The sequence below is a fragment of the Psychrobacter sp. bablab_jr014 genome, assembly GCF_016464015.1.
GTDB lineage: Bacteria > Pseudomonadota > Gammaproteobacteria > Pseudomonadales > Moraxellaceae > Psychrobacter.
Genome location: NZ_JACDXT010000029.1, coordinates 23,867 through 48,047 on the forward strand (window position 1 = coordinate 23,867; position 24,181 = coordinate 48,047).

General features: G+C 48.9%; 18 protein-coding genes. 12 read left to right on the forward strand and 6 right to left on the reverse strand.

From position 1 onward, the window contains the following. Window positions 1–310: 310 nt before the first annotated feature. Entirely contained in the window at window positions 311–3,130 is a 2,820-nt protein-coding gene (aceE, locus tag JIE71_RS07645) for a pyruvate dehydrogenase (acetyl-transferring), homodimeric type (protein ID WP_199508141.1), read from the forward strand. Between the two features lie 20 nt (window positions 3,131–3,150). Further along, complete coding sequence (locus JIE71_RS07650) at window positions 3,151–4,839, forward strand: 2-oxo acid dehydrogenase subunit E2 (RefSeq protein ID WP_199508142.1); 1,689 nt, start codon at window positions 3,151–3,153, stop codon at window positions 4,837–4,839. A gap of 209 nt (window positions 4,840–5,048) precedes the next feature. Here JIE71_RS07650 and JIE71_RS07655 read toward each other — a convergent pair whose 3' ends face one another. Further along, a complete protein-coding gene (locus JIE71_RS07655; protein ID WP_199508143.1) occupies window positions 5,049–5,675 on the reverse strand; it encodes an OmpW/AlkL family protein in 627 nt (208 codons plus the stop codon). Between the two features lie 511 nt (window positions 5,676–6,186). On the opposite strand from JIE71_RS07655, the gene JIE71_RS07660 reads away from it, so the two are divergent. After that, window positions 6,187–6,363 (forward strand): hypothetical protein, encoded by a 177-nt coding sequence (locus tag JIE71_RS07660; RefSeq protein WP_199508144.1) that lies wholly within the window; start codon window positions 6,187–6,189, stop codon window positions 6,361–6,363. Window positions 6,364–6,450: 87 nt separating this feature from the next. Then, a complete protein-coding gene (locus tag JIE71_RS07665; RefSeq protein WP_199508145.1) occupies window positions 6,451–7,431 on the forward strand; it encodes an ion transporter in 981 nt (326 codons plus the stop codon). A 102-nt stretch (window positions 7,432–7,533) separates the two neighbouring features. Here JIE71_RS07665 and JIE71_RS07670 read toward each other — a convergent pair whose 3' ends face one another. The 3 genes from JIE71_RS07670 to JIE71_RS07680 form a co-directional block, all read right to left on the reverse strand. Further along, window positions 7,534–8,172: a TerD family protein gene (locus tag JIE71_RS07670; protein WP_199508146.1), complete on the reverse strand. Its 639-nt coding sequence runs from the start codon at window positions 8,170–8,172 to the stop codon at window positions 7,534–7,536. A 105-nt stretch (window positions 8,173–8,277) separates the two neighbouring features. Then, complete coding sequence (locus tag JIE71_RS07675) at window positions 8,278–9,393, reverse strand: helix-turn-helix transcriptional regulator (RefSeq protein ID WP_199508147.1); 1,116 nt, start codon at window positions 9,391–9,393, stop codon at window positions 8,278–8,280. Between the two features lie 281 nt (window positions 9,394–9,674). Next, the gene (locus JIE71_RS07680) at window positions 9,675–12,263 is read right to left on the reverse strand and encodes an ATP-binding protein (protein ID WP_228284590.1); all 2,589 of its coding nucleotides are present in this window, start codon (window positions 12,261–12,263) and stop codon (window positions 9,675–9,677) included. Window positions 12,264–12,511: 248 nt separating this feature from the next. On the opposite strand from JIE71_RS07680, the gene rsmG reads away from it, so the two are divergent. From rsmG to JIE71_RS07720, 8 genes are all read left to right on the forward strand, one after another. After that, complete coding sequence (gene rsmG, locus JIE71_RS07685; RefSeq protein WP_199508149.1) at window positions 12,512–13,213, forward strand: 16S rRNA (guanine(527)-N(7))-methyltransferase RsmG; 702 nt, start codon at window positions 12,512–12,514, stop codon at window positions 13,211–13,213. 179 nt (window positions 13,214–13,392) lie between these two features. Further along, complete coding sequence (locus tag JIE71_RS07690; RefSeq protein ID WP_199508150.1) at window positions 13,393–14,187, forward strand: ParA family protein; 795 nt, start codon at window positions 13,393–13,395, stop codon at window positions 14,185–14,187. Window positions 14,188–14,289: 102 nt separating this feature from the next. Further along, window positions 14,290–15,327, forward strand: a complete 1,038-nt coding sequence (locus JIE71_RS07695; RefSeq protein WP_199508151.1) for a ParB/RepB/Spo0J family partition protein — start codon at window positions 14,290–14,292, stop codon at window positions 15,325–15,327. Window positions 15,328–15,448: 121 nt separating this feature from the next. After that, window positions 15,449–17,203, forward strand: a complete 1,755-nt coding sequence (gene msbA / locus JIE71_RS07700; protein ID WP_199508152.1) for a lipid A export permease/ATP-binding protein MsbA — start codon at window positions 15,449–15,451, stop codon at window positions 17,201–17,203. Between the two features lie 231 nt (window positions 17,204–17,434). Continuing rightward, on the forward strand, window positions 17,435–18,505 hold the full coding sequence (gene lpxK, locus JIE71_RS07705; protein WP_199508153.1) for a tetraacyldisaccharide 4'-kinase: 1,071 nt from the start codon (window positions 17,435–17,437) through the stop codon (window positions 18,503–18,505). Window positions 18,506–18,590: 85 nt separating this feature from the next. Beyond that, a complete protein-coding gene (gene kdsB, locus JIE71_RS07710) occupies window positions 18,591–19,397 on the forward strand; it encodes a 3-deoxy-manno-octulosonate cytidylyltransferase (protein ID WP_199508154.1) in 807 nt (268 codons plus the stop codon). An 82-nt stretch (window positions 19,398–19,479) separates the two neighbouring features. Next, window positions 19,480–20,592 (forward strand): DNA polymerase III subunit delta', encoded by a 1,113-nt coding sequence (locus JIE71_RS07715; protein WP_199508155.1) that lies wholly within the window; start codon window positions 19,480–19,482, stop codon window positions 20,590–20,592. A 72-nt stretch (window positions 20,593–20,664) separates the two neighbouring features. Further along, a complete protein-coding gene (locus tag JIE71_RS07720; RefSeq protein WP_199508156.1) occupies window positions 20,665–21,012 on the forward strand; it encodes a PilZ domain-containing protein in 348 nt (115 codons plus the stop codon). A gap of 246 nt (window positions 21,013–21,258) precedes the next feature. On the opposite strand, the gene ppk2 is transcribed toward JIE71_RS07720, so the two are convergent. Both ppk2 and JIE71_RS07730 read right to left on the reverse strand, forming a co-directional pair. After that, a complete protein-coding gene (ppk2, locus tag JIE71_RS07725) occupies window positions 21,259–22,272 on the reverse strand; it encodes a polyphosphate kinase 2 (RefSeq protein ID WP_228284587.1) in 1,014 nt (337 codons plus the stop codon). 249 nt (window positions 22,273–22,521) lie between these two features. Beyond that, window positions 22,522–24,024 carry an acetyl-CoA C-acetyltransferase gene (locus JIE71_RS07730; protein WP_206767373.1) on the reverse strand — a complete coding sequence of 501 codons (1,503 nt, stop codon included), beginning with the start codon at window positions 24,022–24,024 and terminating at the stop codon, window positions 22,522–22,524. Window positions 24,025–24,181 lie beyond the last annotated feature (157 nt).

Genomic DNA, 24,181 nt, shown 5'->3' on the forward strand with positions numbered 1-24,181 from the left:
ACTTGTGGTATTATCATTTTCTTACAGCCATAAACATTTTTAGTATAAGTGACTATAATATGGTGTCTTCAATTTTAAGAGATACCGTTGCATCGTATCGTAGTATCCCTACTTACGTTTGCTATCTATAGGCACATCAAACACAGAACTAATGGACAGGTGTGCATTTTATTTTATAGGCACATCTTAAAAGTCAAGGATGGCGCAGCGTGACTACCGTAGCCCATATGGCGCATCACTGCATTTTATCCTTTCACTTTTTGCCACCTTCACTCTGAAGGTTTTTTTCCGATTATAAGGACAAACACTTATGAATTATTATAAGGACGATGACAGTACTGAAACCCAAGAGTGGTTACAGGCATTTGAATCTGTTATCAAAAATGCAGACAAAGACCGTGCGCAGTTTTTGTTAAAGGCACTATATAATATGGCGGTACAAGAAGGCTTACCGTTTAACCGCCTAGACACCGCTTATGTCAATACCATCGCTGCTGAAGATGAGCCGATGTACCCAGGCGATTTGGGTATGGAGCGTAAGATTCGCGCCCTTATTCGTTATAACGCATTGGCTATGGTCATGCGCGCCAACAAAAATGACGACGATTTGGGTGGTCACTTAGCTTCATTCGCCTCTAGTGCCACACTATACGAAACAGGTTTTAACCATTTCTTCCGCGCTGCCAGCGATCATTTCGGCGGCGACATGATTTATTACCAAGGTCACTCAGCACCTGGTATCTATGCCCGCTCTTATTTAGAAGGTCGTCTGAGCGAAGATCAGTTGGATAACTTCCGCCGTGAGGTTGGCGGTAAGGGTCTCTCAAGCTACCCGCATCCTTACTTGATGCCTGATTACTGGCAGTTCCCAACCGTATCGATGGGTCTAGGTCCAATCATGTCGATCTACCATGCGCACGTCCATCGCTACATGGAAAACCGCAAACTGCTCGAAAAAGAAGACCGTAAGATTTGGGCATTCTTAGGTGATGGCGAGACCGATGAGCCAGAAAGCTTGGGCGCCATCTCACTGGCTGGTCGCGAAAAACTAGACAACCTAATTTGGGTCATTAACTGTAACCTACAGCGCCTAGATGGCCCTGTTCGTGGTAACGGCAAAATCATTCAAGAGCTAGAATCGGTGTTCCGTGGTGCTGGCTGGCGCGTGATTAAAGTCATCTGGGGTGGTAACTGGGACAGCCTATTGGCCAATGATGATACGGGCGTACTTAAACACCGTATGGAAGAAGTGGTCGATGGTGAATACCAGCTGTATGAAGCGCGTTCGCCTGAATTTATTCGTAAAGAGTTCTTTGGTAAATACCCAGAGCTTGAAGAAATGGCAGCATCACTGACTGATGACGACATTTCACGTCTAAACCGTGGCGGCCATGACCCAATGAAAGTCTATGCTGCGTTTAGTGAAGCGATGAAGACCAAAGGTCAGCCTACTGTAATTTTGGTCAAAACCGTTAAAGGCTATGGTCTGTCTGAGCAAGCACAGTCCGTCAACAAAGCGCACCAAATCAAAAAGCTGGATCAAGAAGCGTTAGTGTACTTCCGTGACCGCTTTGACCTGCCGTTTACTGATGAGCAACTAGATACCCTACCGTTCTATCGTCCAGACGAAGATTCGGCTGAAATGAAATACCTAAAAGGTCGCCGTGAAGCTTTGGGTGGTCATATGCCAAATCGTCGTAGTGGACATATTCCATTGAATATTCCTGAGCTGTCTATTTTTGACCGCGTGTTAAAGGGCAGCAATGGTAAAGAGCAATCAACGACCATGGTGTTTGTACGTCTATTGTCAGCGATGCTAAAAAACAAAGACATCCAAGACCGCGTCGTGCCAATCGTTCCCGATGAAGCGCGTACCTTCGGTCTAGAGGGTATGTTCCGTCAGCTGGGTATTTATTCAGCAGCAGGTCAGACCTACACCCCTGAAGACAGCGAAGCCTTGATGGGTTATAAAGAAGCCATTGACGGTCACATGCTAGAAGAGGGCATCAACGAAGCAGGTGCGATGAGTACTTGGATTGCGCTGGCGACCAGCTACTCAGTCAATGCCTTGCCGATGATTCCGATGTACATCTACTACTCAATGTTCGGTTTCCAGCGTATTGGCGACTTGGCTTGGGCGGCAGGTGATTGCCAAGCACAAGGCTTCTTGCTCGGTGCGACCGCGGGTCGTACCACCCTAAATGGTGAAGGCTTGCAGCATCAAGACGGTCACTCACAAATTCTGTTTAATGTCGTACCAAACTGTGTGACTTATGATCCATGCTATGGCTATGAGTTGGCGGTTGTGGTTCATGACGGTCTACGCCGCATGTATGGCGAAGGCGAGCGTGTGTACTACTACCTCACCTTGATGAATGAAAACTACGAGCAGCCAGCTATGCCAGAAGGCGTGGAAGAAGGCATCAAACGTGGTATGTATCTGCTAGAAGACAATGGCTCAACTCAAGTACAGTTGATGGGTTCAGGCGTTATCTTGCGCGAAGTACAAAAAGCGGCGCGCATCTTAAAAGATGAGTTTAATATCACTGCAAACGTCTGGAGCGTCACCAGCTTTAACGAGTTGACCCGTGATGGTATGGCATGTGACGACTACAATCGCTTGCACCCAATGGAAGAAGAGCGTGTGCCTTGGGTTACTGAGCAGCTTGCACCACACGAAGGTATTGTGGTTGCTGCAACCGATTATATGCGTAACTATTCAGAGCAAATCCGTGCTTGGCTACCTGACAACCGTCCATACACCACGCTAGGTACTGACGGCTATGGTCGTTCAGACTCTCGCGAGCAGCTACGCAGCTTCTTTAACGTTGATGCCGCGCACATCGTGGTTGCGACTTTGAAGCGTTTGGCTGATGAAGGCGAAGTGGAAATGCGTCTAGTAAAAGACGCTATCTCAAGCTTTGAGATTGATGTTGACCATCCACCGGCATGGCAGCAGCAGCCGCATTATGACCATTTCCCAGATGCGCCAGCACCAGCACCTGAGAAAGTCAATCCAAACCCAGTACCCGAGTTTGTTGGGGAAGATGACGAAGAAATTAGTAGTGAAGGCCGCGCTGAAGATCAAGCCGATGCTGCACTACTTAATGATAACGACATCAAAGAATAACCACAAATTAGGAGAAAGTCATGGAAGTTAAAGCCCCCGATTTGGGTGTAGACAGCGCTGAAGTTAGCGAAATTATGGTCGCTGTCGGTGATGTCATCGAAAAAGACGAAAACATCGTCTTGCTAGAATCAGACAAAGCCTCGGTCGAAGTACCGAGCACCGCAGCAGGTAAAGTCACCAAAATCAGTGTCAGCGTTGGCGATCAAGTCAGCGAAGGCACGGTATTGATTGAAGTCGACAGCGCGGACGCCAGTGCCGATGCAGATGCTAAAGACCATACTGAAGCAGCACCTGAGCCAGAACAAGCAAAAGAAGCACCTGTCGAAGAAGACTCCGCAGAAGACGATACAGATGACGCTGGCGAAGGCGCGTCAACCACACACGCTTTGCCAGACCTTGGTGTTGATGAAGCGCAAGTGGCTGAAATCATGGTCAGCGTTGGCGATACTGTAGAAGCAGACGAATCGCTATTACTGATTGAATCTGATAAAGCCTCGGTTGAAGTCCCTGCTCCAGAAGCTGGCGTGATTGAAAAAATCTTAATCAGCGCAGGAGACATGGTCGCAAACGGTCAAGACTTTATCGTTATTAAAGCTGCAGGCAGCACCAAAGCAGACACTGCGAAAAAAGACGCCAAAAAGCCTGCACCAAAAGCAGACAGCAAACCCGAAGCCAAAGCACAACCAGCCCCAACGGGTGAGCCAAAGCAAGCACCAGCACCGACTTCGAGTGCTACTGCACCAGCAGGCAAAAAGCTGAGCGAAGCGGAAGTTAATGAAAAATTAACTGACGTATACGCAGGCCCTGCCGTACGTAAGCTGGCGCGTCAGCTGGGTGTCGATATCACGCAAGTACAAGGCTCAGCAGCTAATGAGCGTATCTTAAAAGAAGACTTGTTTGCGTATGTCAAGACTCGTCTGACCACACAGCAGGCTGCGCCTGCGAGCGCCCCTGCCGCTGCGGGCGCAAGCTTGCCAAAGCTGCCTGACATGAGTAACAAAGAGATTTGGGGCGAGACAGAAGTCCAAGACCTAAGCCGCCTACAAAAAGTCTCTATCCCGCAGTTGAACTACAATACCTTGCTACCGCAAGTGACCCAGTTTGACATGGCGGACATCACTGAGACCGAAGCGCTACGCAGTGAGCTCAAAGGCGGCATGAAAGCGCAAGGTATTGGCTTGACTATTCTTGCCTTTATCGTCAAGGCCACAGCGCACGCGCTCACGCAGCATCCACGCTTTAACAGTCATTTAAGTGATGACAACACGCAAATCATCGTGCGTAAGAGCGTGAATATGGGTATCGCGGTTGCGACTGATGATGGTCTGATTGTGCCTGTGATTAAAAATGCACAAGACAAAGGCATCAAGCAGCTGGCGATTGAAATCGGTGAGCTGGCAGTTAAAGCGCGCGATAAAAAGCTGGGCGCAAAAGACTTGCAAGGCGCAAGCTTCACCATCTCAAGCCAAGGTGTCTTGGGCGGTACGGCATTCACGCCATTGGTTAACTGGCCACAAGTCGGTATCTTAGGTGCGTCAGAAGCCACTATGCAGCCAAAATGGAATGCGAAGACCCAAAGCTTTGAGCCACGCTTGATGCTGCCATTGTCATTGTCTTATGACCACCGCGTGATTAACGGTGCGGACGCGGCGGTATTTACCCGTTATATCGCAACCTTATTGGCAGACCCACGCCGTATCTTGCTATAAGCACTATTGACATTATGATTAGAAAAGACTACCTACGGGTGGTCTTTTTTTATGCGTATAAAAGTGGTTACACTGTCGTTCAAAACGTACTTTGACAAAAAATAGTGTGAAAAAAGCTATGTTTGATAAGACAACAACAAATCTACAGACAAAAAAATACCCGTCAAACGACGGGTATCTAAAACAGTTGGTATGACTGTGGTGTTGGTTTAGAACTGTTTTACAAAGGCAACGCCGTATGCCCAAGGGCTGATATCGACTTCACCAATGTCATTACCATCTAAAGAGGCGTCTGTCTTGATGTCCATGTAGCGCGCATCAATGCGGAATGATTCAGTTGGTGCATAAGGGATGTCGATACCAACATGACCTGCAACGCCGACACTGTCATCAAACTCTAAATCTGCGCCGTTAGAAATACGCTCTTTAAAAAATGTGGTGTAATTGACACCCACGCCAACAAAAGGCTTCACATTCATTGGCATCATGTCATTGTCAAAGTGATATTGTACTGACAAGGTTGGTGGTAGATGCTGTGTTTTACCTGTTAGGACAACGCCTTCTGCGTTTTTTAACTCAAAGTCATGATGAAACGGTAAGGCTGCGAGCAGCTCAATACCCACATTGTCGGCAACGAAATATTCGCCACTAATAGTAGGACGAATATCATCATCGACGTCAACGCTAAGTGCATCGTTCACGAGCTTGCCATTATCACTTTTTGGGTCGACCATATGAGCGCCAGCCGCTACTGACCAAGTACCTGCAGGGATAGCGTAGGCTGAAGTCATGCCAAAAGCAGCGATAGCAGCGAAAGTGATTGATTTTAAGGTCATGGATTACGTCCTCACAATAATAAATGGTGCTCGGTCACACATTATAGGCGTAGCCGAGAAGCAAAAAACCAACATAGGTTATTAGCTCAATGAGAATTATAATATAAATCCCACACAAAGAGTAGTGATTTAGATAAGAATTAGCAATATTTCTATACAAGCCAATAAAGTTCGTTCAATATAAAATATTCTTTAATAGATCTCTTGCAAAAGTACCAGTTTATTGACTTTCACTGAGGGAGTTGCAAGGGCTAGCGATGACTTATGCAAGAAGTCTAATCTTGAAGATTTATCATGGTGTATCTTTTTTATTTAGACTGAACAGTAAAGCGTTGATTATTTATAGTTTCTATATGGTTTTTTTTCGCAGACTTTTAGCGTAAAATCGTAATAAGTATCGTAAATGGTTGATTTGATTAAAGAAAGATGTGTACTCGACTTATCATAGATGGCGGTGATTATGACAGGCTATTGCAGTAATTCGCCAAGACGCTGCTCACACGCGCGTTCTATGGCTAAAATAGTACAAGAAGACGTGTGTCCAGAATGCGGACTCGCTATCATACCTGTGCTTGAGCCAATAAGTAATTCAAAAGCTGAACAGCGTGTATTAATGGCAGGACTCGTTATTACAGGTTTTTTATTATTACTGCTGGTTTATATTCACTACGCCTATGTGGCATCATGATAAATGAGCAACAGTCATAAAAAATGAGTAATAAAAGGAAGTAATACGTGACGATAACCCGATATTTTAAGCAGCAATAGGACAGTCATGACGACTAACCCAATCAAACGTGTACGCCGTATGGTTTATGATGTGCTACAAAATGATAATCATGACACCATGCTCAGTCGCTATGTGGATTACTTTCTAATTTTTTTGATTATGACCAATGTGGCTGCGGTGATTGCCGAGTCGGTCGATCAATGGTATTACCCGTATCAGAGCTATTTTGATGGCTTTGAAAATTTTTCTATTGTGGTGTTTTCAATAGAGTATCTGCTGCGCTTTTGGAGTGTGGCGGAGGCAAAGCCTGATGATACCACGTGGCGGCAGCGCTTTAATTGGGTGCGCAGTCCGTCCGCGCTCGTTGATTTAATTGCTATTGCGCCTGCCTTTTTAAACTTCTTTGTCACGATTGACTTGCGTTTCTTGCGTATCCTACGCTTGTTCCGTATTTTAAAATTGACCCGCTATTTTGCCTCACTGCGGATTTTGCTTGTGGTTATTAGTAAAGAGCGCGGCTCGTTTCAGGCGGTGATTTTTATTTTGATCATCATGATTGTGACGGCGTCTAGCGGTATCTATTTGGTCGAAAACCACGCCCAGCCTGAAGAGTTTGAGTCGATACCCAAAGCGATGTGGTGGGCAGTAGTCACCTTAACTACGGTGGGTTATGGCGATGTGATACCTGTGACTATGGCGGGTAAAATCTTAGGTGCGGTGATTACTATTTTGGGCGTGGGTTTGGCAGCATTGCCAGCAGGTATTTTAGCGACAGGTCTGGCCAATGAGCTGAATCAGCGCCGCGAAGAGCTGGAACAACACTTTCGCGAGCTACTCATCGATGGTGATTTTGATCTGGTACAAAACCAGCGTATGGTGGACAAGATTCGCCGCGAACTGGGGTTAGATAGAGAACAGGCACAGGACATTGTCTTGCAAGTGCTGCGTGAGCAAGAATTAGAACGGCGCGAAAAAGAGCTGAATAAGAAAAACTTTTGCCCGCATTGCGGTGAGCCGTTAGAGTAGGCGCTAGAACTCAGCAAAAAAAGGACTCAATAAAAAAAGGCTGCCAGCACATGAAACTTGGCAGCCTTTTTTACTGCGGGCGGTGCGATAAGCCGTTAAAGCCTATACGCTAGGCAGCGTGCGTGCCAGCTCATAGGCGACTTGCTTAGCCGCGTCATCAAGCGCATGATCAGACAGCGGCAGCTGCTGTGTGGTCATATACCAACCATCAATCTCGCGACTGAGAGTGGCAACCCACAATGACGCGCAGTCTTTTGGCAGCTGCTTGATGTTTATCTCAAGTGTGCGATTGCCCTCATCGTCGCCCAAATGCATCTCACCTGCTTTGACACTGGTAAAGGGCTGCCCATAATAGGAGCTGGCAAGTAGGGCAATGTGTTTGATGGTTTTGGGGACACGTTTTAAATACAAGCGGATTTGTTCTTGGTCAAAGGGCGCATGGTACATGGCTTGCTCGCCGCGGTCTTTGCCATTTAAGCTATCGCCTTGGTGGCGGATGGATTCGGCTTTGTCGCGCAGTTGCTTAAACCACACCAGCTCTTGTAATTGGCACTCTGCATCATACATGGCGCACGCGATATCAATATCAATCATGCCGTCATTTTGCTTAAAGCGCTTTAGCAACCCTTTGCTTTCGACCTTGTCAAAGTCGTAATTCATAGCAAAAAGTAGCACATCGCTATTTAGACCCAATTCGGTCAGGTGGTCGGATACCAGTGGGGCGGCAGTATTTACGGGCATGGGTGTCCTTATTATTCATTATTGTCTATCGTCAGTGTCTTTGTCTTATTAAGGCTGGCAGGCTACTAATAGCGCAATGGCGCGCTGCCTATGATTGGCGCAGGCTTAATTGGTTTGTGGGGTTTGTGGGGTTTGCGGGGTTTGTGGCGTCGCGTCTGAAATTAGTGGCGCATCGTCACGTACTGCACGATAAAGGATATCGGGTTTGACGTCCAGCAATCCTTTACCAAAGCCGCGCAACCACCAGACGAGCTGCAAGGTCATGTTCACAGTGGCATAAATACGCAAGCTGCCATCATCTTCGATGCGCACTTCTTGGTCCTCGCTAAGTCTGCTTTCAGTTAAGCTTTTGCCTGCTTGCGCGGTAAAATGCAGTTCAATCGGCACGTTTTTGCCATGATTGGGCAAAGAATTGCTAAGCTGCGAATGCGGAAAGCCCATCACGCCATCATCGAGGAAACTGTCCAGCTCAAAGTTGGCGGGCGTGCGCGCAGGCGTGTCTAGAATCTCAACCTCAGAAAAGCGGTGCAAGGCAAAGGTACGAATCACTTCGTCGCGGTCGTCGGTGCGCGTGGCTAACAGATAAATGATCACGCCGCGCTGAATGATGGCGATTGGGTTTAGGACATATTCGCTCGGATGCGGCTGGGTGCTTCGCGTGTAGTTGGCGCGGATTTGTAATTGGTAAAACAGCGCGTGATAGATGTTGTCTTTACTTTGTAAATCAATATGCGGCGCTATCAATGGCTGCGTGGCAGGCTCGATACGCACTCTGTCAAGCCAAGAATGGGTGACTTTGCTGTTTTTGAGCTGCCTGCGTGCCAAGTCAAACCACGGAAACAGCTCATCCAAAATAGCAGGTGGCAACAGTTGGGTTAAGTTTGCCTCAACCATGTTAAAGGCGACCGCTTGCGATAGATTCATGTTCGGTAAGCTTTGTAAGGGCGCGTCTTCTTTCCAGCGCCAACCTTGCGGATTGGCGTTATTTTTTTCGATAGGAAAGCGCTTGGCAAGGGCGTTTAAATCGCGCTGCACGGTGCGCAAGCTGATGTCGAAACCTGCCAAATTCAGCTGCTCGTAAATATGAGCTGTGCCCACCCAGCGGTTGCGCTGCAATTGCGACAGTACTTGCCATTGACGCGCGGTCGTGGCGGCACCGTGACGGCTGTTGCTGTCGGTAGTGTCGGTATCGGAAAAATCAGCAGAAGAAGACGCAGTCATGAACGTAACCTATAGTAATGTCAATGCAGTGGTGGGCGGTCAGACGACCACAGAGGCTTAAAAAAGACGATGCGGTTATCATCGCAGAAAAGTAGGCAAGCGTCTAGGGAGGATTGGTGGTGCGTACGGACAGTTAGGCGTAACGGACGTTTATTATTAGGACAATCAAGTGTTTAAAAATAAAATGCCAGTGTAAGCCGCATTTGTTATGCGTGTATAAAAAAAGCACCGTCAATCAGCAATCAACGGCGCTCTGTGTATCGATGCTTTAGTATTTTTTATTAAGCGTCTAAGGCGGCGTCTGTGGTTTCTTGACGTTCTGGCACAGTCTCAGGTTTGGCAGGTTTCTTTTTGCGTTTCTTCTTCGGCGCTGGTGTGTCTTTTGCTTTTTCTTCTTCCGCTTCGGCTGGGGCTTCGGCGTTAGACTCTTGGTTTTGTTCCCACAGCATCAAGCGGCGCAAGACTTTACCGAACAAGGTGCTTTTGTGATAGCGCTTTTTCTTATTTAAGGTATCTATCGGCAAACCTGTCATCAAGGTTAATGCTTCGCGCAAGCTGCTGACGCCATAAATCGCAAAGCGTCCTTCGCTGACCGCTTCGATAATGTCATCACGCAGCATCAGCTGTTTGGCATTCGCCATCGGAATGATGACGCCTTGTTGCCCTGTCAGCCCTTGCTCGCGACAGGCATCAAAAAAGCCTGCAATTTTAGCATTGATACCGCCGACCGCTTGGATTTCACCCAGCTGGTTCATTGAGCCTGTGATAGCAAACGATTGATTAATCGGCACATCAGCGAGCGCGGAGAGTAGAGCGCATGCTTCACTGACGGTGGCACTGTCGCCATCAATGTGCGCGTAGCTTTGTTCAAAAGCGAGCGAGGCGCTAAAGTTTAGCGTATGGTGCTGGCTAAATAAGGCGCGCAGATAGCTGGTCATAATCAGCATCCCTTTGGCATGAATGCTGCCGCCCAAGTCCACATCGCGCTCGATGTCTAGGATTTCACCCGCGCCAACATTGGGCTGAATGACCGCTGTCAAACGCGCAGGCATGCCAAACTCGCTATCGGCATAGCTGACCACGGTCAAGGCGTTCACTTGTCCGACTGCATTGCCTGTGGTGTTAATCAGCTGTTGCCCATTTTTTAGCTCATCCCAATACAAGTCGCGCAGATAGCCTGAGCGCTCGTCCATATCGGCAATCGCTTGTGTGACGTGATTGGCATCAACAGTTTGCACACCTGCAAGTCGTGCATGGCGATTGGACTCGTGTAGCAATTTAATCAAGCGGTCACTGTGTAAGGTCAAGCGGTCTTGGTCTTCAGCTTGCAGGCTCAAATGCTCCAGCAACGTCGCCTGCGCGCTTTTGTCAAACGGATACAGCTTGGCATGGCGGATAATGTCGGCCATCTTAGCGACCAGCGCCAGCTCGTGTGCGTCGGTGCGCTGCACATCGTCATGAAAGTCGGCGCGTACTTTAAATACCGCGTCAAATTCAGGCTCTAGCTCAAGCAGCTCATAATACAAATCCGCTTCACCGAGCAAAATGACTTTCACCTCAAGATCAATAGGCGCGGGCGCCAGCGACAGACTGCCTGTCAAAGTCAGCATTTGCTCAAGGCTCGATAAGCGAATCTGCCGTGCTTGCAAGGCGCGTTTTAGCCCTTGCCATGCGTAAGGGTGCTCAAGGACGTGGCTTGCCTCTAGCAATAAGAAGCCGCCATTGGCGCGGTGCAATGCGCCTGCGCGAATCATACTGACATCGGTGGTCACTGTACCCAGTTGGGTGACTTGCTCGACGTGCCCAAGCAAATTTAAATGCGTGGGCAAATCTTCGAACACCACAGGCGCGCCACTGTCAGGCGAGTGACTGACCATGACATTGACTGCATAACGGCTGGGCGTGGTGGCAAGCAATGAAGCAACGAATTCTTCGTCATCGCCATTAACGATGCGCTCGACGTGACTGACCATATCGGTGAATAAGGCGGTCAAATAGTGTAATACCGTCTCTTGCTCAGCAAAATGCTCGCGAATGGGCGCAAACAATGGCTTAAGCGTGCGCTCGGCAATATCACGGTGCAGCACTTCAATCGCGTCATTGGCTTCGTCTTCGAGTTGCTCAAGGGTGATGGTCAGCTGATTGAGGCGCTTTTGCATGTGGTTTTTTTGCACAAAGTTGCGGCGCTCGCTGGCATCATTGACGCTCACATCCTCAGGTGTAGGCTTGTCATTGTTTTCATCATCACTCGGCAGCTGGCTTGGGTGGACGAACACTGCTTTATTGTCCGAGGGGCGAAAAGTCAAGGCAAGGTCGTACTCCAAGCCCTCAGCGCTCAGCGCGTCATAGGCACTGCTTTCTTTTTGGTGCGCGCTGTTCTTAATCGCTTCGATTTTGCTTTGATAGTGGTCACTACGAAAGCGTTGGCTCAGGCGTTTTTTGGCGGTCAGCCATAGCGCTTGTATCTGCTGCTCAAGCACCACCCCTTCGCCCGCAGGCAAAGACAGTGCAATCGGCGTGCGCGGGTCGTCAAAATTATGCACGTACACCCAGTCGTTTGGGGTCGGTGCGGTTTTGGCGATACGCTTTAATAGGCGGCTAATAATGGTGCGTTTGCCCAAACCATTTTCGCCTGCGGCAAATACATGGTAGCCATTGGCATTGATGTCGAGCGCGGTACGCAGTGCTTTTAAAGCGCGCTGTTGCCCAAAGCCAATATCCAGCTCAGGGGCACTCGTGGTGTCGTGCGGCAAATGGCGGGTGTGGCTGTAGCGCTTGAGCTGGTCGACGGTCAGGCGGCAGTTGTCTTGAACGTGCGCCAGATGTTGTTCAAGGGTGCTGCGAGTAGACACGTTCTTGGTGGCGGGCATCGCAGACTCAGGGGTCGTTTTTGTCATAAGTGTGGGGTCGAATCGCTCGTTGGTGTCAAATAAGTACAGGTTATCTGCCCGTGATAGCGCGTGCTATCGCGGACAATGATAAGCCGATAGTATAAGATGCCCGATAATCGCGCAATCTGCAACTATTCAACATCGAGGCTGCATGATAAAATAGGCGGTTCACATGCCAAAATTTGGTGTTTTTTTGTCCGTTTGTCTAAGTTGTAGCGTCGATAACCATGACCCATAGTGCCCCAAAGTCCGTCTCTGTACCCACCATCAGCCCTGAGGGTTTTGCCAAATTGGGCAGCCAGTTGCCTGCGTTGACCCAAACGCTTGCGCAGTCAGTCGTCGAGCTTGGGCTTGAGTTGACGGACGCCCAGCTGCGCGCTTTGCTGCTTTATTTAGACCAGCTGCTCTTATGGACAAAGGCATACAACTTAACCGCAATCACTGAGCCTAAAGAAGCGCTAATTAAACACATTATTGATTGCTTGGCCATTTTGCCGCATTTGCCACAAGGCAGCTTGCTCGATATCGGTACAGGTGCAGGCTTGCCCGCCGTGATTATCGCCATTTGCCAGCCTGAGCGCTCATGTACGGCTCTTGATAGCAATCAAAAGAAAATCCGCTTTATTAAACAAGTGGCAAGCCAGCTTGGATTAAAAAACTTAACGCCCGTTGCCAGCCGTATCGAGGCGCATGAAGGCAGCTATGACGTGGTGACCTCGCGCGCCTTTGCCAGTCTAAACGACTTTGTGGATATGGCGCGCCTGCGCTTAGCGAAACAGGGTCGCTTGAGTGCCATGAAAGGCAAAGCACCGACTGATGACGAGCTGGACAGCTTAGCTCATAAGTGGCACATCACAACTGTGCCACTCACCGTACCAAGGCTGCATGACAGTCGCCATTTGATTGAATTATCGATGAAAAATGACTAAGCTTAGGCATCCAAGATGCCTAGCAAAACAGTTTATTAAACAATAAATAAGGCAAACTGCAGCGCAATTGAACATAAGACTGCGCAAAGTGGTTGTCAAAATGGTACTATCAGCGACGATAAATGCGGCGCTGCCCAGAGTGCTGGCATGCTATCCGATTAATCAACTTGAGTGAGTGTATGGAAATCTTAGCAATTGCGAATCAAAAAGGTGGGGTTGGTAAAACCACAACGGCGGTCAATCTTGCCGCGAGCCTGAGCGCAAAACGCAAGCGCGTACTGCTGATTGATTTAGACCCACAAGGCAACGCCACCACAGGCACAGGTCTACACAAAAACGATTTAGAATTGACCGCCGCAGACGTATTGCTCGATGGCGTGTCGATTGCGGATGCTACCGTGACCAGTCCAGCAGGCTTTGATGTGGTCGGTGCCAATAAAGAGCTGGCGGGCATGGACATCACCCTGATGGGGCAAGAAAACAGCCATACCTTACTGGCAGACGCGCTCCACGAGCTGATGGAAAACCAGCAAAACAGCAAGAAAAAAGGCTATGACTATATCGTCATGGACTGCGCGCCGAGTCTGAATTTATTGACCATCAATGCGCTGGTCGCGACCGATGGCGTTATCATTCCTATGCAGTGTGAATACTATGCACTAGAAGGGCTTGCGGACTTGTCACAGACCATCGAGCGCCTAAAAGAGCTCAACCCCAAACTGCATATCAAAGGGGTGGTGCGCACCTTATTTGATGCCCGTAATACGCTAGCCAATGATGTGTCAGCAGAGCTTGAGGCGCATTTTGGTGATATCATGTACCGCACACACATTCCTAGAAACGTGCGTTTGGCAGAAGCGCCTGCGCACGGTATGCCTGTTTTAGCCTTTGAAAAAAACTCCAAAGGCGCACAGGCGTATCTACAGCTGGCAGCTGAGGTGATTAAACAAAGCCGCGCGAACAAAACCGCGTAAGCTTTGTATGCGTCACCTCGTGTGGCAGTACCGTTAGGCGCGATATATCGCGCAGTTTTTATATCATTAGGCTTTTATTTTTGCGTTAGAGGATAGGTAATCATGGCGAAAAAACGAGGATTGGCTGCCAATCGAGGTTTAGATGCCTTATTAGGGTCAATTAAGAAAGAAAAGCAAATTACCGCCTCCGCCTTACAAGACGATACCGATGCCTCCGAGACTGCGGCAGCGCTTACCGCGCCAAAAAGTACCGCCCGTGCCCCGCGCAGCCCGCGCCAAGCAAGTAAAGTAAAAAATGTCGCCGTGGCTCAAGAAGGCACTGACGACCAAATCAGCTTGGTACAGATTGACGTTGGCCGCTTGCAGGCAGGCAAATACCAGCCGCGCCGTGACATGAGTGAGACGGCACTCTCTGAATTGGCATCCTCGATTCGTCAACATGGCGTCATGCAGCCTATCGTCATCCGTCCATTATTGGCGCGGGAAGACAAAAGCAGCGATGAAGTCACGCATGAGATTATTGCAGGGGAGCGCCGCTGGCGTGCCGCAAAGCTGGCGGGCAAGACAGAAATCCCAGCTATTGAGCGTGCGTTGTCTGATGAATTGGCGATTGCGCTGGCACTGATTGAAAACATTCAGCGTGAAGACTTGTCCGTGATTGAGCAAGCCGCCGCTTTACAGCGTTTTCATACCGAATTTGGCATGAGTCACGCCATGATTGCTGATGTGGTGGGTAAGGCGCGTACCACAGTATCTAACTTGCTGCGCTTAAACCAGCTGCACGACACGGTTAAAGACCATTTGGCAACGGGGGAGCTGGACATGGGGCACGCGCGACCATTATTGTCTCTGTCTGCCGAGCAACAACCGATTATTGCCAAAAAAATCATCGATGGCGGCATGACCGTCCGTGATGCCGAAAAATTGGTCAAATCTATCTTAACGCCCAATGAAGAAAAGCCCAAAGAAAGCACGGGTAAAAATGCTGAAATCGAGCGTTTGGCGCAGCGTCTGACCGATACCTTGGGTGCAGAGGTTAAGCTGAAACACAAGCGCGGCGGCAAGGGCAGTGTCGAGATTTTCTTTCAAAATAATGATGAGCTTGCGGCATTGATGGCGCAGCTGGGCGCTAACGTATAGCGCTCATCTTCTTTGACCTTGCCAAACATAGCACGCTTATGACAGGCAAGTGTGTCAGATAGCCCCAAAAACAGCGCGTTTGTAGGGCTGGTTTTTTCTTTTTATTCAATCCGAGGCTTTTATGAGCCAAGCTGATGTATCATCGCCTATGATGACGCCGCCCAAGCACAAGACGCTGATGCGCCTACTAAGCTACGTCAAGCCGTATTGGTGGGCGATAGCGCTAATTATCTTAGGCTTTGCGATTAATGCGGGGACGGAGATTTGGATTGCTAAATTGCTTCAGTACATTACCGATGCGATTAACCAAGGCGACCAAAGCAAGCAAAATCTGTTTCCTTTACTGATCATTGCGCTGTTTTTTGTGCGCGGGTTAGGCAGCTTTTTGGGTAATTATTATTCCGCTCTGGTCTCGCGCAACTTGGTGTATGAGCTGCGCGTGGAGGTCTTTAACAAGCTGCTGCGTCTGCCCAGCGCCTTTTATTTACAAAACCCCGCTGGGACGATTTCATCCAAGTTGATTTTTGATGTCGAGCAGGTGACCGCTGCCAGTACTGAGTCCATGAAGACGCTATTGCGTGATGGCTTGACCGTACTTGGCTTGATTGGCTTTTTGTTTTATAGCAACTGGCGCTTGACGTTGATTTTGTTTGTCGTCTTGCCGCCGATTTTGTGGTTGATTCGTATTGCGTCAAAGCGCTATCTAAAGCTGTCAAAAGGCATTCAAGAGACGATGGGTGATGTCAGTCATATCACTAATGAGGTGATTGGCGGCTATCAAGTGGTCAAAAATTATGGCGGGCAGCCGTACGAGTCGGCGCGCTTTGATGATGCATCACAAAAAAACCTGCGCCAAGGCATGAAAGTGGTGGTGACCAACAGCATCAATACGCCTGCAGTGCAGCTGCTCATGGCGATAGCAATGTCGGTGGTGGTGTGGCTGGCACTACGTCCTGCGGTGATTGACAATATTTCGTCAGGCGAGTTTATTTCCTATATCGCGGCGGCAGGTCTGCTCAGTAAACCTGTGCGCTCACTCACAGACGTCAACCAAAAATTGCAAAAAGGTATTGCCGCAGGTGAGTCTATCTTTGCGCTGCTCGATGAGCCAGAAGAAAAGGACTCAGGCACACAGCGCCCGACTATTGCAGGTGACATTACCTTTAATAAGGTTGGCTTGGTGTATCCTGATGCCACGGTCGCGCTGCAAGACTTTGATTTGTCCATTCGCGCGGGCGAGACCATTGCCCTTGTCGGGCGTAGTGGCGCAGGCAAGTCTACGCTGGTCAATTTGCTGACGCGCACGCTCGATGCGTCATCGGGACGTATCTTAATTGATGGCGTGCCCATTGATGACATTACGCTTGATAGCTTGCGCGCGCAGATTGCGATGGTCAATCAGCAAGTGGTGCTGTTTAACACCACAGTGCGCAATAACATTGCTTACGGCAGCCTGACGAATAAGTCACAAGCAGAGGTCGAGGCGGCAGCAAAAGACGCCTTTGCTCATGATTTTATTATGAATATGCCTGCAGGCTATGACAGCCAAATTGGCGCAGAAGGCTTGCAGCTCTCAGGTGGTCAGCGTCAGCGCTTGTCGATTGCGCGTGCGCTACTTAAAGACGCGCCGATTCTTATCCTTGATGAAGCGACCAGTGCGCTCGACAATGAGTCTGAGTTTTATATTCAAAAGGCGCTCGATAACGTCATGCAAGACCGCACCACGCTGGTGATTGCGCACCGTCTGACTACCATTGAGTCGGCAGATCGCATCGCGGTGATGGACAAAGGGCGCATCGTTGAGCTGGGCACGCACAGCGAATTGATGGCGCAGCAAGGACATTATGCACAGATGTATGCGCGTGATTTTACGTAGGTGCTTGAATTAACGCAGACTTGAGCTTAGGGCGTGTCTTCAATTCAAACGTCTGTGACTAAATGGGCTAAAAATGGCTAAATTTTTGGCAAACGGTGTCAAATAGCGAGTCAATATCCTGATATTACCTGCGCTATTTTCCTTGTTTGCCTGCAATTTATCTCATTTTTAAAATAAAGACACGCCCTAGAAAAAATTGGCACATCGTATCCGCTGGGGACACATCGTTTAATGAGCTTAGAAACCACTATTACTCGCGCATGGCAACGACAAGCCGCTTGGCTGTGGTTTTTATTGCCGCTCAGCTGGCTACATGCTGCCATACTGCACGTACGCCAATGGCTTTATAAAAGCGGTATTAAGAAAAGCTACCGTGCGCCTGTTCCAGTGATGGTGATTGGCAACATCACGGTAGGCGGTAGTGGTAAAACGCCGCTGATTATCCGCTTGGTGCAGCATTTGCAGCAGCAAGGTATTGAGGTTGGGGTCATCAGTCGCGGCTATGGCGGCGATACCAGCGCCATGCCTGCGCTTGTGACGCCCAGCAGCAAGCCTGATAAAGTCGGCGATGAGCCGTGTCTTATCGTTGGCATGACAGGTGTACCGATGGCGGTATGTGCCAACCGCGAGCAAGCGATAATCACTTTGCTTAATGCCGCGCCAAAAACACAGCTTATCATTGCAGATGACGGCTTACAGCATTATGCCTTGGCGCGTGATATTGAGTGGATTGTGGTTGATAGTTCGCGTGGGTTTGGCAATCGTCAGCTGTTACCGACAGGTTTTTTGCGCGAGCCATTATCGCGGTTAAAGGGCGCGGTCGTGATGCAGCATCATAAGCCTGATGCGCCGCCCAATAAGGATCTCGATACCGCACTTAGCATGTATTTACAGCCCGATGCGTTGCAGCCGCTCATTGTGCTCGATAATACGACGCTTTCGCTACCGCAAGCCCGTGATACCATACACGCGGTCAGTGGCATTGGCTACCCGCAGCGCTTTTTTGATACGTTGAGTGATTTGGGCTTTGCTATACTGGCGCACCCTTATCCTGACCACCATCCGTTTCGTTTAGAAGAATTGCTCGCTTACGACACGCATCCGATTGTGGTGACGGCAAAAGACGCCATAAAAATTCGCCCGTTATTGCTCGCGGCACTGGACAGCGCGCCTACTGACAGTCACATTTATGCTTTGGCAAAAAGGCTGTGGGTATTGCCCGTTAATGCAGTATTAAGCGCGCAAAGCTACCAGACCTTGCAGCAGCAATTAACAGCGCTTAACGTACTGCCCAATGCATAACGGCGTCATTCTCATTTAAAAACACACCGTCATTAGATAATTAATAGAGTTAATAGAAAGATACGTGCATCAAAAGGAGTCGCCCATGTCCGCGGCAAATACCGACAGTAAGACCCACATTGTCATTCCTGCTCGCTACCAAAGCAGTCGCTTACCAGGTAAGCCACTGCTAAACATTCATGGCAAACCCATGATACTGTGGGTGGCAGAAAAGGCGCGCGCGGCTGATTTTGCCGATGACATGTGTATCGCCACCGATGATGCGCGTATCGCTACTGTGTGCCGCGACGCGGGCTTTGATGTGGTGATGACCGATGCTAGCCATGCGTCAGGCACCGACCGTTTGGCAGAAGTCGCAAAAATTAAAGGCTGGAGCGCGGACGATATCGTCATCAATATGCAAGGCGACGAGCCGCTTGTACCGCCCAGCTTGCTCGCGCAGGTCAAGGACTTGCTGGTTAATGACGCAGGCAGCGTGATGGCGACCTTATATGAGCCGATTGATGATTATCAAAGCTTTTTACGCCCGTCAGTAGTCAAAGTCGTGGCGCGTGCTGCAGGTACGTATCAGCGCGCTTTGTACTTTAGCCGTGCGCCCATTCCTTGCGAGCGTGATGTGGTACTGGCAGGCACACCAAACGATAATCAGGTGCCTAAGCTTGCGTTTCGTCATTTGGGTTTGTACGCGTATCGTGTCTCTTTGCTACAGCAGTTCGTCAACTGGGTACAAAGCCCGCTTGAGCAGTTAGAAAGCCTTGAGCAGCTGCGCGTACTCGAAAACGGCGGGCATATTGCCATTACCCAAGCCTGTGAGCAGCTACCTGCGGGTGTCGATACGCCTGAAGACTTGGCGTGTATGAATGCCATGCGCTTGGACGAATTGCAACTGTAACCGTGACACGAGCCTTGTCATATTCAGGTTAAGAAAAATTAGCCTAAGCATAAAACCACCATAGGATATAAATACACGGAATATGACCTTACCTACGACCACTGCCGACGCTTATTTTGCACCGCTATTGCCATGGCAAACGGCGCTGTGGGCACAGTTGACCTCAAGAGTGCTGTCATCGTCCAACCAACTGCCACATGCTTTGTTAGCGGCAGGTATGTCAGGCCTTGGTAAGCGCGCTTTTGTGTGGCGATTGGTGGCGTGGCTGCTGTGCCGTCAGCGTGAACAACATGTTCGCGGGGCGTGCGGGGTGTGCGAAAGCTGCCAATGGCTCAAGTCAGGCACGCATCCTAACCTAGCTGTATTGCCGCATCAGCTGTTGCCCGTTGAGGTAGCAGAGGATGATACCCCGCTAAAAAGCCGTGATAAGAAAAGCAAAGGTAATAAAGCAAATACTGAGGGCGCGCCGCCGCGTATCAAGGTTGATGATATTCGTGAGCTACAGCCCTTTATTTATCAAGGCGGGCAGGGTTTGCGCATCTGTGTACTTGAGCATGCCGAGACCATGACGGTCGCTGCCAGCAATGCCTTGTTAAAAACGCTCGAAGAACCACAAGCGCAAGTGCATTTTATTCTTATCAGTGACCATCCAGCGCAAATATTACCAACCATTAAAAGCCGTGTGCAGCAGCTGCCACTACACCGTATCGAGACGCGTCTTGCACTGGACTATGTCACCAATAAATTGGGCAGTGTGGTCAATCATGAGCGTGTCAGCCAAGACGAAATCGCCCAGCTGCTTACGCTGGCAGAGGGCGCGCCGATGGCAGCCATTCGCCTTGCGCAGTCGCCATGGTATGGTAAGCGTGCTTTGTGGCTAACCACATGGCAGGCGTTACGTGAACACCGCCGCAGCAGTACCGCCGCTAGCGATTATTGGCAGTCACAGCTGGATATTGATGCCTTTATACAACTCTCTGAGGTGATGTTGACCGAGATTCAGCGCATGAGCCTTGATTTGCCACCGCGCCAAGCAGACATCAGCGCGCAGACCCTAACGGACAAGCCGCTGCCCGATATGCTGGCGATTAGCGACTTTGCTGACAGCTTACAGCGTATCAAAATCGCGCGGCTGCAAAATGTGCAGGATAAGTTTGCTTATGACGCATTGATGCAAGCGCTATCGGTACTGTGAAAACTGTGTTATAAATAGGCTTACATAGCACCAGTAATGTGCGATTTGATAACAAATAGTTAAGGAGTAGCCATGGCCATGCCAGGACGCGGCGGTATTTTGACCTGCCATATTGCAGATATTGCCACATTATATTCCAGTTATTTGTCGTTTGTGACCAATGGCGGTTTGTTTATTGCGACAGAACGCAAGCAACAGCTTGGCGATGAAGTCTTTGTTGCTGTTACCTTGCCTAATTCTAGCGAGCGTTTGCCGTTAAATGGTAAAGTCGTGTGGATTAATGAGCGGGCTCAAAGCCATCGTCCAGCAGGCTTTGCCATTCAAATTGGCAGTGATGTGGCAGGCCAAAAAATCAAAAACGAAATTGAGCGCTTACTGGCAGGGGAAATCGATAGCCCACAGCCGACCTATACCATGTAACAAGCATGAAGGCTCAATCAAAAACGCCCAAAACCATTCAATTTGGGCGTTTTTTTTATATTTATTTGCATAGCCTAGGGCGTGTCTTCATTTTAAAAATAGTGATAAAAATGAGATAAATTAAAGGCAAACAAGGAGAATAGCGCAGGTAATATCAAGATATTGCCCCGCTATTTGACATCGTTTGCCAAAGATTTAGCCATTTTTAGCCCATTTAGCCGTAAGCGTTTGAATTGAAGACACGTCCTAGTAACGCGGCGGCACGTACATATCATCAGGAATCGGCTCGCGATAGTATTCATCATCGCGTTTACGCTCAGGCAGCGCTACCTCATCGCGTGGCACTTCTTCATAAGGGATTTGCTCAAGTAAGTGCGCCATACAGTTTAGGCGTGCGCGCTTTTTGCTGTTGCCCTCGACCACCCACCATGGCGCTTCGGGAATGTGCGTGCGCTCAAACATGGTTTCTTTGGCTTTGGTATAGTCCTCCCAGCGGCGACGCGATTGCAAATCCATAGGTGAGAGTTTCCACTGTTTGAGCGGGTCATGAATACGGCTCAAAAAGCGCGCATGCTGCTCATCATCGGTGATAGAAAACCAGTATTTAACCAAGCGAATACCCGAGCGCACCAGCATACGTTCAAAATCAGGCACCGACTGAAAAAATTCCTCGTATTGGTCATCGGTACAAAACCCCATAACACGCTCAACCCCCGCACGGTTGTACCAGCTTCTATCAAACAAGACAATCTCGCCCGCTGCAGGCAAGTGCGCTACATAACGCTGAAAGTACCATTGGGTTTGTTCACGCTCAGTAGGGGCGGGCAGTGCTGCCACGCGGCAAACACGCGGGTTTAAGCGCTGAGTAATGCGTTTAATTGCGCCGCCTTTACCCGCAGAGTCGCGTCCCTCAAATATCACCACGATGCGCTCGCCATTCGCTACCACCCAATCTTGCAACTTAATCAATTCACGCTGCAAGCGTACCAGTTCTTGAAAATAAGTGCGCCGATCCAGCTTTTCTGTGTCACTCATTTCGTGACCATTAAAGCGAAAGTCACGCAAGTAATCATCCACTTCGTTTTCTAACTCTTCATCGTATGTATCAATCAAATCTCGATGCATTTTACGACGCAAGCTATCGTCAAAGACCTCTTTATCCATGCGGATGATGAAATTTTCACGCTCGGCTGGTGTCATCTCGTCATATTCTTGTTGTGTCAAACAATCAGGGTCAATAAACGATGGAATATTTGCCATAATCATGTCCTACAAGTGCCCTATTTATTTACTATTGTTGTCTGATTACTGTAGCACAGTTGCATGTTATTTCTATGACAAGGAAGCGGACAAGTACAAATGTACTGCAAAGTGATTGCTAGGTGTAAAAAACTATCAGATATAAAAAAGCCCTCTAAATTGCTTAGAGGGCTAAATGGTGGGCTAGTACAAAGGCAGGCGAGTAGTTATAAATGGTTTATAGCTACTGGCCACTGTCGCTCACCAAGTTTATTTTTCTAAAATACAAGTCACCCCTTGACCGCCTGCTGCGCAAATAGAAATTAGCGCACGACCTGAGCCTTTTTGATCCAAAAGCTTAGCAGCGGTTGCCAAAATACGTCCACCTGTCGCTGCAAATGGATGACCTGCAGCAAGTGAAGAGCCATTGACATTGAGTTTACTGCGGTCAATTGCGCCAAGCGGGGCATCTAAGTCCAAACGCTCTTTACAGAAAGTCTCATCTTCCCATGCGGCAAGTGTTGATAACACTTGTGAGGCAAAGGCTTCATGAATCTCATAAAAATCAAAATCCTGCAATGTCAAACCAGCACGCGCCAGCATACGTGGTACAGCGTAGGCAGGTGCCATCAGCAGACCTTCCTTATCGCCATTTTTACCGATAAAGTCAACGGCAGCCGTCTCTTGCTGTACCAAATAGGCCAGCGGTTTTAGACCATGCGCGTCCGCCCAGTCATCAGAGGCCAACAGGACGCAAGATGCACCATCGGTTAATGGCGTAGAGTTGGCGGCGGTCATGGTTGGGTGAGCACTGCCACGGCCAAAAGTTGGCTTAAGCGTGCCCATTTTTTCTAACGTTGTGTCTGGGCGCAAATTATTATCGCGCGTCAGTCCTTTATAAGGGGTGATCAGGTCGTCAAAAAAACCATCGTCATAAGCACGGGCAAGGTTTTTATGACTATTAAAAGCAAGCTCATCTTGCGCTTCGCGACTGATGTTCCATTCCAGCGTGGTCATCGCTTGATGCTCGCCCATCGATAGACCTGTACGCGGTTCGCCATTTTGCGGGGTGTCAATGAGGTCTTTTGGATTTAATGCCATTAAGGCTTGTACACGCTGCTTATTGGTTTTAGCAGCACCGAGCTTTAATAAGACTTTGCGCAGACCGTCACCGATAGCAATCGGTGCGTCTGAGGTGGTATCAACGCCGCCTGTGATGGCAGAGTCAATCAGCCCAAGTGCGATTTTGTTGGCAGAAGCAAACGTCGCTTGTAATCCTGTCGCGCACGCTTGAGAAATGTCGTACGCAGGTGTGCGTGGATCAAGGCTGGTATTTAATGCGGCCTCACGTGTCAAATTTAGGTCGCGGCTGTGCTTTAATACTGCACCTGCGACCACCTCACCCAGCTGCTTATCTTGCAAATTATAGCGCTCGACCAAGCCATTTAAGGCAGCGCTTAACATATCGATATTGCTGGCGTCCATATATGCGCCATTTGAGCGTGCAAAAGGAATACGGTTGCCACCTAAAATTGCCACACGTTTAAGGCCTGTATTCCTTGGCTTAACATTATTCTTTGTTTGAGCCTGCACCGAGTCTTTGGTATCTGATGCTTTAGTCGCCGTACTGCTGTCTTTGGATTGCACAGTTTCGCTATTTTTCGGCGTATGAGACTGATCAGAAGTGGGGGTCTTTGTGGTAGTGCTGTCTTCACTATTTACAACAGTACTGTCAACCACTGGGCTATCTGTATGGGTATTTTTATTGCTCATCCGATTATCCTTATATTCATCATTGCTATGTTTGTAAGACAAACTGCGTAAAAATACTGACGATTGGTCAGTTGATTGTCAAAAGGGTGGGTCATTGTGTTATGGTATAGCGCTCATCGATAGAAACGTACCGTATTCGGTCTACTTTTATCGATAT